Source organism: Amycolatopsis sp. NPDC049252 (genome assembly GCF_043197175.1).
GTDB lineage: Bacteria > Actinomycetota > Actinomycetes > Mycobacteriales > Pseudonocardiaceae > Amycolatopsis.
In genome coordinates, this window is the sequence record NZ_JBICSQ010000004.1 from 256416 (window position 1) to 269198 (window position 12783).

Here is a 12783-nt window from a genome sequence, read left to right on the forward strand (position 1 = left end):
AAACTGTCGTACCCCTCCGGCACCATGTCCCGCATGACCCAGACGCAGGTCCACGCGAGCCGCCGAGAGGAACTCGGGCGGTTCCTCAAGGCGTGCCGGGCGCGGATCGGCCCGGAGGAGGTCGGGCTGGCGCCCGGCCTGCGCCGTCGCACGAGCGGGTTGCGGCGGGAAGAGGTCGCGCTGCTCGCCGGGGTCGGCGTCACCTGGTACACGTGGCTGGAACAGGGCCGCCCGATCAACGCGAGCGCCCAGGTGCTCGACGCGGTGGCCCGCACGCTGCGGCTGGACCCCACCGAACGGGAGCACCTCTACCGGCTCGCGGAGCTGACCCCGTCGCGGCTGCCGTCGACGGTCGAGGTCCTGCCGGACGCGGTGCTGGAGGTGTTGCGCGCCCTCGATCCGTTGCCCGCCACGGTGGTCAACGGCCGGTACGACGTCATCGAGTCGAACGCGGCGCAGGAGGAGCTGTTCTGGGAGTGGCACAGCCTGCCGTGCCTGCACAAGAACCTGCTCTGGTGCTGCGTGACCGAGCCGAACGCGCGGGCCTTCCTGCTGAACTACGACGAGGAGGTGCGGCACATGGTCGCGCGCATGCGCGCCGAGTACGCCCGGCACCTCGGCGACCCGGCGTGGGAGGAGGACATCCGGCGGCTCTCGGCGCTGAGCCCGGAGTTCACCGAGCTGTGGGCCCGGCACGAGGTCACGGAGCCGCAGGCGCGGCTGCGGCGGTTCGACCACCCGCGGGCGGGGCGGCTGGACTTCCGGCTGACCGAGCTGGCCGTGTCCGAGGCGCCGGGCCTGCGCATCCAGGTGTCGACCCCGGACGACGCGCAGACCTGGGCCCGGCTGCCCGCGACGCGCCGGGAGGGCTCATGACGTGGCTCGACCTGAGTGGCCAGGGGCTGACTTCGGTGCCTTCCGTACCGGACGACGTCACGCGGCTGGACCTGGATCGGAACCGGTTGACGTCGGTGCCGGTTCTGGGTCCTGCGTTGGAACACCTGAGCCTGTATTCGAACGAGATCGCTTCGGTGTCACCGACGTTGTGGCGTCTCGTCGGCTTGCGCGTGCTCAACCTGGCCACGAACCGGCTGACCGAGCTGCCGCCCGGGATCTCCGCTTTGTCGTTGCTGCACACGCTCGACCTGGGGCACAACCGGTTCACGTCGTTGCCGGGCGAGCTGGGTGACCTGGCGGGCCTCACGGAGTACCTGTACCTCAGCGACAACCGGCTCACGAAGTTCCCGTCGGCCTTGTGCCGCCTGGGAAAGCTGCGGTACCTCGGGTGCACGGACAACCGGATCGAGTCGCTGCCCGACCTGTCCGGGCTGACGGCGTTGCGTGAACTCCGGCTGTACCACAACGAACTGGCCGCGCTGCCGGAGTCGATCGGCGCGCTCGGTTCGCTGCGGGAGCTGCACCTGCGGGGCAACCGGCTGCGCGAGCTGCCGTCGTCGATCGGATCGTTGAGCGAGCTGCGTCAGCTGGACCTGCGGGAGAACGCGCTGGAAACGCTGCCCGCGTCGGTGGCTCGGCTGTCCGAATTGGACAAGCTGGATCTGCGGTGGAACAAGCACTTCCGGGAGCCGTCGTGGCTGCGTGAGTTCGAGGAGGCTGGTTGCATGGTCCTTCGCTGACAACTCAACACAGGATCGTCGGATGCGGACCGTAGGTCGCGGTGTGCGACGTCCGGCGGACCTCGGCGCCGCTGGTGACGTCGTAGAGCACGCGCGTGTCGGTGACGCTGAAGCCGGGTGTGCCGATCGACGGCTGGCACGGGGTGGTGCCCCCGAACTGGACCGGCGGTGGGTCGCCGGGTGTCTGCCCGCCGGTGGCGCCCTCGACGCGGTAGTGGCGGGTGCCCCAGATCCGGACCGTCACGGAGTCACCGGACACCACGGCCTGCAGGGCGATGCCGGTCGGCGCGTCGTTGGTCAGCTTGAGCTCGACGGGACTGCCGTCGGCGTTGATCGCCTTGGCGTCGCGGCCGACGGGGTAGCGGTCGAGGTAGGTGTCGTGCTCGAGGTGACCACCGTCGGCCAGGCCGGCGAGGTACCCCGCGTTGTACAAAGTGGACGCCAGCTGCGAAACGCCGCCGCCGACCACGGTCGTGCCGGTGCCGTCCTCGTTGGCCGGGGCCGGCACGTAACCGTTGTCCGCCGTGCGCGGGCCGGAGCGGCCGCCGAGGCTGAAGGTCTCGCCGGGCTTGACGATCGTGCCGGACACGCGGTCGGCCAGCGTGCGGTTGTTCGTCGTCGCCGGGCCGGTGAGCCCGCCGGTGGTGAACTCGCCGATGACCTCCTTGATGCCGAGCGCGCCCGCGGCCTCCGTCGTCACGCTGGGCTTCGACGCGTTGTAGGCGACGGGGAGATCGCGCCCGTCGGCCTTCTTGAGGACGTCGATCAGCGGGAGGAAGGTCTTCTCCCAGTTGATCTTCCGGGCGTCCTCGGACGGCTCCACGGCCGGCTGGTCGCCGGCGAAGACGATCTGCGCGTCCTGGCCGTCGGTCTCGGTGCTCGCCAGGCCGTCCTTGAGCGCGGCCTGCAGCTTGCCCTGGTCGATCCGCACCTCGACGGCACCGCCCTCGACGGGCGCGAACTGGAACGAGGCGGCGATGGCGTCCGGCTTGAGCGGCACGTCCTTGCCCTGGCCGTGCACGACCACCGGCTTGGCGACGGCGGGCACGACGATCTGCCGGAACACGGCCTCGACGCCGGCCGCGGTCGCCCGCACCGGCGCGACGGCCATCGGCAGCGTGACCCCACCCCGGTCGAGCCAGTGCTCGGTGACGGCCCGGACGGCGCCGTCGAGGTCGGTCAGCTGCTGGCCCTGGCGCGGCAGGATCGGGTAGGGCGTGACGCCGCCGTCGCTGCCCTGCAGCGGCATGAACCCGACCGCGCCTTCGGTGGCCGCGTGGTTGAGCTTGCCGTCGGCGAGTTCGCGCACGGCCTGACTGATCTGCGGCGGATCGGTCCGGGTCGCGACGCCGACCTCGCGGCTGCTGAAGAAGGACATGATCCGCGTGATCGGACTGAGCGGCTGGTGCCCGGCTAGCCCGAGGGTGTTCGGCCAGTCGAGCCCGAGCCCGGACTTCGACGGGACGAGTTCCGCCTGCACATCTCCGCCGTGCACCACAACGGGCCGGGTGAGCCGCGGCTCGAGTTCCCGGCGCAGCTTGGCTTCCGCTTCAGCGTGGGTCATGCCGCCGACGTCGATCCCGGCCACGGTCACCCCCCGCGGCACATCACCGGCGCTGGCGAGCAGGTCGACGGCGTAGAGGACGACAAAGAGCCCGAGCGCGAGCCCGATGATCATCATGGTCCGGGCAACACCCTTGCGCAGCTTCTTCGCGGGCGTTTCCGGTACCGGTGGAGGCGCGGGGTTTTCGAGAAGCTCGCCGAGCAGATCATCGGCAAAGAGATCAGTGGTGACGGCAGATTCCTCAACGGCGGCGGTCTCCGCCTCAGCAGCAGCACGCTCGTCCGGCCACGACACGCCTTGGGCAGCACCGACCTCGTCTTCGGATCCGGACGGCGCCGCGACAACGTCACCTTCGGCCTGAACGGGCGGCTCCGCACCAGCTTCACCCGGCAACGCCCCAGCCGCAGCAATTTCCTCACCCGGCGGCGGCCCGGGTTCAGCCACCGTCGGCTCCGCAGCAACGGCCTCATTCGCCGCATCCGGCGAAGCCTCGGGCCCGGCGGCCGTCGACTCCGGACCGGCCGATCCGTTCGTCGCAGCTTCGGCGGCGGGCTGCTCGGCGGCAGGCTGCTCGGCGGCAGGCTGCTCGACGTTCGACGCTGTGGGCGCTTCGGCGCGCTCGCGCACCTCGTCGTCTGCCACGCCCATGCCCTCCGCGGGCCCTAGAGGTAGAGCCCGGTGCCGTGTTCGGTTCGCTCGGTCGCCACGGCGTGGATGTCGCGTTCGCGCATCACCAGGTGCCCTTCGCCGCGGATCTCGACCTCGAGCTGGTCCTCCGGGTTGAAGAGCACGCGGTCGCCGACGTTGACGTTCCGCACGCTGTTCCCGATGCCCAGTACATCACCCCACGAGAGCCGGCGCGCGACCTGCGCGGTGGCGGGGATCACGATGCCGCCGCTGCTGCGCCGCTCGCCCTCTTCCGGGGACAGCCGCACCAGCACGCGGTCGTGCAGCATCTGGATCTCGAGTTTCGGCCCGTCGGACACGGTCTGCATGCTACTCGGCGTCCTTCGGCTCCCCGGCCATGACCAGGCTCAGCTCGCTCGCCCCGCCCTCCTCGAACCTCACCGGGACGCCCCAGTCCTGCCGGGTGATCCGGCACGCGGGGTGCTCACCACCGTCGTCGCAGCTCGCGGCCTGGGCGACCACCTGAAGCACACCCTCGGTCACCCCCGGCGCGAACCGGAGCTTGCGGGTCAGGTCGGTCCCGGTACCGACGCCGTCCGCCAGCAGTTCCGGCGGCGACGCGCTGATCTCGAGCCGCGTCGACGGGCCGAACCGGTCGTCCAGCTTCTCGCCGGGCGGTGCCGTGAAGACCACCGAGAAGTCGACTTCACCCGGCGCGAGGACCGTCGGCGGGCGGCGCACGGCGTGCGCGTCACCGGTGACCACCGAAGGTTCGCCGCTCGGCACCGGGCCGATCCGGTTGCCCGCGGACTCGACGACCAGCAGCTGGCCGTCGGTGAGCAGCAGGCCCTGCGGCTCGGCGAGACCGGTGGCGAGCGTCGTCACCTCGCGGGTGAAGAAGTCGAAGCGGCGGACGGCGCCGTTGTAGGTGTCGGCGATCGCGATCCGCTCGCCGGGCAGCACGGCGAGGCCGAGCGGGTGCTGGAGCAGCGCCTTGTCGGCCGGGCCGTCGGTGTGGCCGAACGAGAAGAGGTCGATGCCGATCGCGGTGTGCACGGTGAACGAGTCGCCCGCGGGCTCGATCCAGCGCAGCGCGGACGTCTCGGCGTCGGCGAGCCACAGCTTGTCGCCGTCCGCGGCGAGGCCGGACGTCTGCGCGAAGAACGCCTCGCTGACGTCGCCGTCCTTCAAGCCCTCGACGGTCGTCCCGGCGAAGCGGCGGATGCTGCCGGACACCGGGTCGAACACGCTCAGCGTGTGGTTGCCGGCCATCGCCACGACGACCCCACCGGCCGGGCCCCACCAGGTGACGTCCCACGGGCTCGTCAGGTCGACCTCGACACCCTTGCCGGCGTCCGGCCCGTTGCGCCACTGCGCGCCGGTGCCGGCGACCGTGGTCACCTCGCCGGTGATGAGGTCGAGGCCGCGCAGCCGGTGACCGGCGGTGTCCGCGACGACGGCGTGGTAGCCGGCGCGCTCGGCGACGTCGTAGGGCAGCAGCGCGATGCCGGACGGCTCGGTGAAGGTGGCGATGTCGAACGGCCCGTCCTGCCCGCCGCGCTCCCCGCTGCCGAAGCGGCGGATGACGGTCTCGCCGTCCGACGCGAACTCGACGACCGAGTGGTGCCCGGTGTCGGCGACGAGGATGCGGCCCTCGGCGGTGGCGACGGCCTTGCTCGGGAACCGCAGCTCGCTCTGCTGCTCCTCGACCGGCACGTACGGGCTGCCGCCACGGCGGAGCGTCCCCTTCCCCTCGTGCTTCTTCACGAGGTCGGCGATGACGCGGCGTAGCGCCTCTTCATGCCCTTCACCTGCGGCGACGTGCACGACGTAGCCCTCGGGATCGATGACCGCCAGCGTCGGCCACGCGCGGACCGCGTACTGCGACCACAGTTCCATCTTCGGGTCGTTGACGACCGGGTGGTGCACCTCGTACCGGCGGACCGCGGCCTCGATGGAGGCGCGCTCACCCTCGTGCAGGAACTTCGGGGAGTGGACGCCGATCGTGACCAGCACGTCCGCGAACTCGGCTTCGAGCGGACGCAGCTCGTCGAGGACGTGCAGGCAGTTGACGCAGCCGCTGGTCCAGAAGTCCAGCAGCACGACGCGGCCGCGCAGTTCGGCGAGGGTGATCGGGCGGCCGCCGGTGTTCAGCCAGACGTCGCCGCGCAGCTCGGGAGCGCGCACGCGGGCCTGCGGTCGGGGAGAGGTCACGGCAAGAGTGAACTACACGCGCTCACGCTCTGTTCCGGAGTCCAGCCGATGAGAGAACAAACTCACCCGGCCGGGGTCACCCCTGGCCAGGCGTCAAGGCGGCGGAAAAGAACGCGCGGCGGGGTCGGGCGCCACTTACGCTCTCCAGGTATGACACCCGTCCAGCCGGCCGGTGCCCTCTCGCCGGAGGAGGCACGCCACCTGCAGGAAAACCTCCGGGAACCGGTGCGTCCCGGGCTGAGCGAGGCCGAGCTCGACGACGTCGAGCACCGGTTCGGCTTCCGCTTCGCCGCGGACCACCGCACGTTCCTCGCCGCGGGCGTCCCGATCGGCGACCGCTGGCCGGACTGGCGCTGCGGCAACCCCGAGCAGCTGCGCAAACGTTTGGCATGGCCGGTGGACGGCGTGCTGTACGACGTCGAGCACAACGGCTTCTGGCTACCCGACTGGGGCACGCGCCCGGTCGGCCCGGAGGACGCCGTCCGCGAAGCCCGGCAACGCCTGGCCGACGTCCCGCAACTGGTGCCGGTCTGCGGCCACCGCTACCTGCCCGGTCTCGCCGGCACGTCCGGTTACCCGGTGCTGTCGGTGTACCAGACGGACATCATCGTCTACGGCTCCGACCTGCGAGATTATCTGAACCGCGAGTTCGCGACCGGCGGCATCAGCACCGCCCCGCCGGACGGTCCGCGCTACATACCCTTCTGGTCCCGCTTCATCGACTAGCTTCTCGACCAGCTTCGACGGCGGTTTTCAGCCGCGCGAGCGTGGCGGCGATGTTGGCGGTGTTGGCCTCCCGCCGGTTCCAGACCCCGGTGACCGTCGACGACGGCACCCGGAACCACGCCGGCCGCCGCTCCCACATGCTTTCGACGACCACGCAGCCGTCAGCGACGGGTTCGAAGTCGTACTGCCACCGCGCGACGGGCAGTCCGATCGAGGTGACCTCGAAGCCGAACCGTCGCCCTGGGTCAGCGTCCGTGATGGTGGACAAGGTGCTCCAACGCCTGAGGCCCCGCCGGTTGCGCCCGCGGAACCGGGCCCCCACGACGGCTCCGCGCGGTTGCCCGACCCATCGGTGGCCGGCGTACTCCTCGGCGAGGTCGGCCAGCTTGCCCAGATCGCTGACCAGGTCGTACACGGCTTTTGGAGCCGCGCTGACCTCGATCCGGCCGCTGGCGTCGGGTTCGCTCACGGTGACCTCCACGTCGAGTTGGCATACCGAGGGTATGCCAGAAACCGCGGTCAGGTGAAGCGCCTGTGGATGCCGTTCGGGCGATGTGGACAACTCGGCCCCTCAACCGCCGATCGGCCAGGGTTGTCAGTGGCCGCCGATAGACTGGACTTGGGGACGCCCCCCGGAGAGGGCGGGGGCTTGGTTGGGGCCGGGATGGGCCCCGGCGGCCATATGGCGGGCTTGATCGGGACCTTGGCGGGCCTGGGCGAAGGGCTTTGGCGGCCTGAGCGGGACTTGCTTGGGGTTTCTAGGGCTGTATCGGATTTGCGCTAGAAAGCTCGATAAGCCGGCAGAGATCAGCTCTCCCGGCGCAGCATCCGGCTCACACCCGCGGCCACCGTCGTCGCCAGGATCCAGCCGGACGCCGTGAAGCCCGCCGCTACCCAGTTGTCCGCTCCGTGCATGTACCAGCGGGACTTGTTGCCGAAGTCGACGATCGGCACCAGCAGGTCCGCCGTGTAGATCACCGGGTTCCACTGCAGGCCCGTGTCCTGCTGGTTCACCACGCACCTGGGCCCGTTGGCGATGATCTGGTGGGCCTGGTCCGTCGGAGCCCAGTTCACGCAGTCGTCCGAGCCCAGGCCGAACCACAGGCTGCCCAGCACCAGCAGCGTGAACAGCCAGCCCAGCGCGCGCACCGGGCGGTAGCCGTAACCGACCATCGAACGCTGGAGCCAGCTCCACAACCGGACGCCGGGACCGAAGAACTTGAAGCCGCGGGCCAGCGCCTCGTAGCGGAACTGCTGCTTGCGCAGTGCCACCGTCGACGCGTGCTCCTCGTTACCCGCCGCGCGGAGCATGTGCGCCAGCTGGTCGTACGGGCCCGGGCGATAACCGCGCATGGCCTTGCGCAGCAGCTCGATGCGGTGGTCCAGGGCCTTGTCGTCGTCGAGGCGGATGCCCTCCTTCAACGCGTCGTACCGGAAGTCCTCCAGCTCGATGCCCTCGGTCGCGGCCCAGAACGCTTCGTTGTCCGTCAGCGTTCCGCAGTGCGCCCGGCGCAGCACCACCCGGCCGACGGGCGGGGTGCTCGGCGTGAACGTGAACTCGTCGGCCGCGACGTCGCCGGCGTCGAGGGCGACGTTGAACGGCGGGAACGAGCCGAGCTGCGCGCCGCGGATCTCCACCCGCCGGGCAACCTGGGCGCCGTCCAGGTTGATGCCGCCCTCGGCGACGAACGCGCGGCTGTTGTCGTCACGCAGCAGGAGGTCGCGGCCGATCCGGCCGGTGCGGACGTCGAGGGAGAAACTGCTGGTCGCGCGGTGTCCCGGGTCCGTCAGCCGGGTGCCGGCGAGGTTGATGCTGCCGCCGACCTCGACGCCCTGCAGCCGCAGCGTGCCGTGGATCGTGGCGTCGGTGAGCTGGAAGTTGCCGGCGATCTTCGACCGCCGCGCGGAGAACACGTCCCGGCCGGGGTGGCGGAACATCGAGTTCCAGGCCAGGAAGTTGCCGCCGACGGTGACGTCGGCCAGCCGCAGCTGCCCGGCCGGCACGCGCAGGCTGGTCGCCTCGATGTCGCCGCCGATCTCGGTGCCGTCCAGGTGCAGCGCCCGGTCGTAGTACGGCGGGGTCGTGCCGCGCACGACGCTGACCTCGGCGCCGGCCAGCCGCAGCGAGCCGCCGATCCGCGCGTTGACCATCCGCAACGTGCCCAGCGCCTGCAGGCCGTCGGACAGCTCCAGGTTGCCGTCGACGCTCAGCCGGTCGGCCACCAGTGCCGGGCGCGGGTCGAGGTACGGGTCGTTCGACTTCCACGCGTCGACGGCGATCGGACCCTGCTGGGACACCGTCAGCTTCGCCTCGCGCATGATGATGTCGCTGTCCACCGTGGCGCTCGGCAGGTACATGATCCCGGTGGCGGAGAAGCGTTTCCGCTGGCTGGCCGGGCCGTAGTTGTCGACCTCGCACAGCAGGCTGCCGCCGATGTGGATGCCGTTGCCGTTGAGCGCGAAGCCGTCCGGGTTGTTGAGCGTGGCACCGGAGAAGTTGACGTTACCGCCGGTGCGCAGGCCCGGGAGCCGGACTTCGCCGTTCGCGACCATCCGGTACGCCAGCAGCGCGCCGGTGAGCACCAGCCGGTCGGCCTGGATCGCCTTGCCGTGCGGGTGCGAGATCACGGTGCGGGTCAGCACCATCGAGCCTTCGATGACCGCGTCCGTCAGGTTGACGGCGGCGTTCGGCATGCCGCGCTCGCGGTCGTCGCCGCGCTGGACGGTCGTCTCCTCGATCTCGCGGTCGTCGCGGTCGACCTGCACGACGCAGCGGATCAGCCGGACGTCGTTGCGGCTGCGCATGTTGCGGGCCTTGAGCCCGGGCAGCCAGCACTTGCGGAAGACCAGGCCGAGCAGGTTCGCCTCACGCACGTCCGGCGGCTGCTCGAACCGGCAGCGCTCGAACCGGAACAGGTACTTCAGGTCCGCGGCCCGCAGGTCCAGCGTGCCGGTGATGTAGGCGTCCTCGACGTAGACGATCGGCGCGTTCGTGGCCTGGCGCCGCCACCGCAGCAGGCCGGCGTTGCCCGGTTTCAGCAGCTCGGAGGCCCTGACCTCGTAGCGCTTGTCGGGGATCCCGGCGAAGGGGTCCAACGGCGGCAGCGCGCTTTCGGTCGACATGGCGGATCTCCCCTCACCCCGCCATCACGGTAGCGAAAACGCGGCGGAAACGGTGCCGGAACACCGTTTCCGCCGCGCTGCCTCAGGCGTTGGGATTGAGCACGCGCGCGAGGAACGACTTGGTCCGCTCCTCGCGTGGGTCCCCGATGACCTGGTCGGGCGGGCCCTCTTCGACGACGACCCCGCCGTCCATGAACAGGACCTTGTCCGCCACTTCACGCGCGAACTGCATCTCGTGCGTGACGACGACCATGGTCATGCCGTCCTTGGCGAGCTGCTTCATCACGCCGAGGACGTCGCCGACGAGCTCCGGGTCCAGCGCGGACGTCGGTTCGTCGAACAGCATCAGCTTCGGCTTCATCGCGAGCGCCCGGGCGATCGCGACGCGCTGCTGCTGCCCGCCGGACAGCTGCCCCGGATAAGTCTTCGCCTTGTCGCCGAGGCCGACGCGGTCCAGCAGCTCCAGAGCGCGTTGCCGCACCTGGGACTTCGGCTCGCGACGCACCTGGATCGGCGCCTCCATCACGTTTTCCAGCGCGGTCATGTGCGGGAAGAGGTTGAACCGCTGGAACACCATGCCGATGTCCTTGCGCTGGAACGCGACCTCCTTCTCGCGCAGCTCGTGCAGCTTGTCGCCACGCTGCTTGTAGCCGACGAGCACGCCGTCGACGTAGAGCCGGCCGGCGTCGATCTTCTCGAGGTGGTTGATGCAGCGCAGCAGCGTCGACTTGCCCGAGCCGGACGGCCCGATCAGGCAGAGCACCTCGCGCTCCTGCACCTCGAGGTCGATGCCCTTGAGGACGTCGACGGTGCCGAAGCTCTTGCAGATCTTCTGCGCGGAAACGACCGGAGTCATCGTGCCTTCTCCCCTCCGCCCCTGGCGCCGGAGCCGAACCGGAAGCCCAGCATCCGGCCCGCCCACTTGGTCTTGTTCGCCTCACCGCGCGAAGTACCGCGCGAGAACCGCTTCTCGATCTGGATCTGGATCAGCGTCAGCACCGACGTCATGAACAGGTACCAGGCGCCGGCGGTGAGCAGCAGGGGCACGGTCTTGTAGTTCTGCGCGTAGATGGTCTGCACCGCGACCATCAGTTCGTAGTACCCGATGACGACGACCAGTGCCGTCGTCTTCAGCATGGAGATCGTCTCGTTGCCGGTCGGCGGGATGATCACCCGCATGGCCTGCGGGAGGATGATCCGCCGCAACGTCCTCGTGCGGCTCATGCCGAGCGCTCCCGCCGCTTCCAGCTGGCCGTCGTCGACCGACTGGATGCCGCCTCGCACGATCTCCGCCATGTACGCGGCTTCGTTGAGCCCCAGACCGAGCAGCGACGCGGTGAACTGCGTGATCAGCTGGTTGGTGTCCCAGCTGACGAACTCGGGGCCGAACGGGATCCCGAGGCCGAGCCGCGGATAGGCCAGCGCCAGGAAGTTCCAGATGATCAGCTGCGTGATCAGCGGAGTTCCGCGGAACAGCCAGATGTAGAGCGCCGCGGCGCCCGACGTCAGCGGGTTGGGCGAAAGGCGCATGACGGCCAGCAGGATCCCGCCGACGATCCCGATCAGCATCGAGATCACCGTCAGGATCAACGTGTTCTGCAGGCCGCGCAGGATCCGGTCGTCGAAGAGGTAATCCCCGACGACCGGCCACTGCAGCGCGTCGTTCGTGATCACGCTGCGGATCACGATGAACGCCACGAACAGGATGATCACGCCGGCCACCCAGCGCCCGTAGTGGCGCACCGGGACGGCCCTGATCGGCTCGGCGTCGATCGGCGCCCCGGTCGGGGGCGCCTCGGAGGAACTGGACACGCGAACTAAGTCCTATCTCAGCTGGCCGGGTTGATCTCCGACTTGGTGACCGCACCGGCGGCGTTCAGGCCCCACTTGTCCATGATCTTCTTGTAGGCGCCGCTGTCGATGAGCTTCTGGATCGCGCCCTGGACGGCCTTTCCGTAGTCACCGCTGTTCTTCGGCAGCACGATGCCGTAGGGCGCCGTGTCGTACGGCGCGCCGACCGACTCGAGCTGGCCGTTGGTCTGCTTGACCGCGTAGTCGATGACCGGGGAGTCGGCCAGCTCGCCCTGCACGCGCTTGGCGGTGAGCGCCAGGTTGACGTCGGTCTGGGCCTGCAGCTGCGTGACCTCGATGGCGGGCTTGCCGCCCCCGGTGCAGGCGGCGTTCTTCTTGTCGAGGTCCTCGACCTGCGTGGTGCCCTTCTGCACGGCGATCTTCTTGCCGCAGAGGTCGTCGACCTTCAGGCCGTCCGGGTTGCCCTTCAACACGGCCAGGGACGTGCCGGCGCTGAAGTAGGAGATCATGTCGACGGACTGCAGCCGGTCCGCGTTGATGCTGAACGACGAGATCCCCATCTCGTACTTCTTGGCGCCGAGGCCGGGGATGATGCCGTCGAACGAAGAGTTCTGGAACTCCACCTGCACGCCGAGCACCTGGCCGATGGCGGTGCCGAGGTCGACGTCGAAGCCCGTCGCCTTGCCGTTGTCCTGGAACTCGTTCGGCGGGTAGCTCTGGTCCTGGCCGACGAGGATCTTGCCGTCGGCCTTGACGTCGGCGGGCACCATCGCGGCGAGCGCGTCGTCCTTCGCGACCGTGCCCACGTCACCCGAACCAGTGCCCGCCGGAGCGGCACTGCTCGAGCCGACGTCGCCGGCACCGCTACCACCCGCGCCACAGGCCATGGTCAGTCCGACCAGGGCGAATGCCGGCAACAGGGCGAGCGCCTTGAGTTGGGGTCCTCGGGCCACGTCGTCACTCCTCGTAGTTCTCAGTTCGTGAGAGCACGCATATTGCCACTCATCCATACCAAAGCACAGCACTGTCGAGTTACAGCGACGTTTCGCACCGCGCCCACCTGCGTGGGAGTGTCGCGCG

Annotated in this window: 11 protein-coding genes; 3 read left to right on the plus strand and 8 right to left on the minus strand. The window is 69.9% G+C overall.

Annotation, left to right across the window (positions count from 1 at the left end):
- Positions 1-33 precede the first annotated feature (33 nt).
- Entirely contained in the window at positions 34-876 is an 843-nt protein-coding gene (locus ACGFMK_RS08990) for a helix-turn-helix transcriptional regulator (protein WP_392759835.1), read from the plus strand.
- On the plus strand, positions 873-1637 hold the full coding sequence (locus ACGFMK_RS08995; protein ID WP_392759837.1) for a leucine-rich repeat domain-containing protein: 765 nt from the start codon (positions 873-875) through the stop codon (positions 1635-1637). The genes ACGFMK_RS08990 and ACGFMK_RS08995 overlap by 4 nt, the downstream gene beginning before the upstream one ends.
- Positions 1638-1641: 4 nt before the next feature.
- Here ACGFMK_RS08995 and ACGFMK_RS09000 read toward each other — a convergent pair whose 3' ends face one another.
- From ACGFMK_RS09000 to ACGFMK_RS09010, 3 genes are read right to left on the minus strand one after another with little or no spacing between them, the layout of a single operon-like run.
- On the minus strand, positions 1642-3828 hold the full coding sequence (locus ACGFMK_RS09000; protein WP_392760105.1) for a VanW family protein: 2187 nt from the start codon (positions 3826-3828) through the stop codon (positions 1642-1644).
- Between the two features lie 35 nt (positions 3829-3863).
- A complete protein-coding gene (locus ACGFMK_RS09005) occupies positions 3864-4196 on the minus strand; it encodes a GroES family chaperonin (RefSeq protein ID WP_392759839.1) in 333 nt (110 codons plus the stop codon).
- Between the two features lies 1 nt (position 4197).
- A complete protein-coding gene (locus ACGFMK_RS09010) occupies positions 4198-6015 on the minus strand; it encodes an NHL domain-containing thioredoxin family protein (protein WP_392760106.1) in 1818 nt (605 codons plus the stop codon).
- 177 nt (positions 6016-6192) lie between these two features.
- Between ACGFMK_RS09010 and ACGFMK_RS09015 the strand changes: the two genes are divergently transcribed.
- Entirely contained in the window at positions 6193-6768 is a 576-nt protein-coding gene (locus tag ACGFMK_RS09015; RefSeq protein WP_392759841.1) for a hypothetical protein, read from the plus strand.
- Here ACGFMK_RS09015 and ACGFMK_RS09020 read toward each other — a convergent pair.
- The 5 genes from ACGFMK_RS09020 to ACGFMK_RS09040 all read right to left on the minus strand — a co-directional run bounded on the left by ACGFMK_RS09020 (position 6758) and on the right by ACGFMK_RS09040 (position 12656).
- Positions 6758-7237: an SRPBCC family protein gene (locus ACGFMK_RS09020; protein WP_392760107.1), complete on the minus strand. Its 480-nt coding sequence runs from the start codon at positions 7235-7237 to the stop codon at positions 6758-6760. The genes ACGFMK_RS09015 and ACGFMK_RS09020 overlap by 11 nt on opposite strands.
- Before the next feature lie 338 nt (positions 7238-7575).
- Entirely contained in the window at positions 7576-9891 is a 2316-nt protein-coding gene (locus ACGFMK_RS09025) for an oxidoreductase (RefSeq protein ID WP_392759843.1), read from the minus strand.
- Positions 9892-9973: 82 nt separating this feature from the next.
- Positions 9974-10747, minus strand: coding sequence for an amino acid ABC transporter ATP-binding protein (locus ACGFMK_RS09030; RefSeq protein WP_392759845.1), 774 nt, complete (start codon positions 10745-10747; stop codon positions 9974-9976).
- A complete protein-coding gene (locus tag ACGFMK_RS09035; RefSeq protein ID WP_392759846.1) occupies positions 10744-11703 on the minus strand; it encodes an amino acid ABC transporter permease in 960 nt (319 codons plus the stop codon). The genes ACGFMK_RS09030 and ACGFMK_RS09035 overlap by 4 nt, the downstream gene beginning before the upstream one ends.
- Before the next feature lie 17 nt (positions 11704-11720).
- On the minus strand, positions 11721-12656 hold the full coding sequence (locus ACGFMK_RS09040; protein WP_392759848.1) for an ABC transporter substrate-binding protein: 936 nt from the start codon (positions 12654-12656) through the stop codon (positions 11721-11723).
- Positions 12657-12783: the final 127 nt, after the last annotated feature.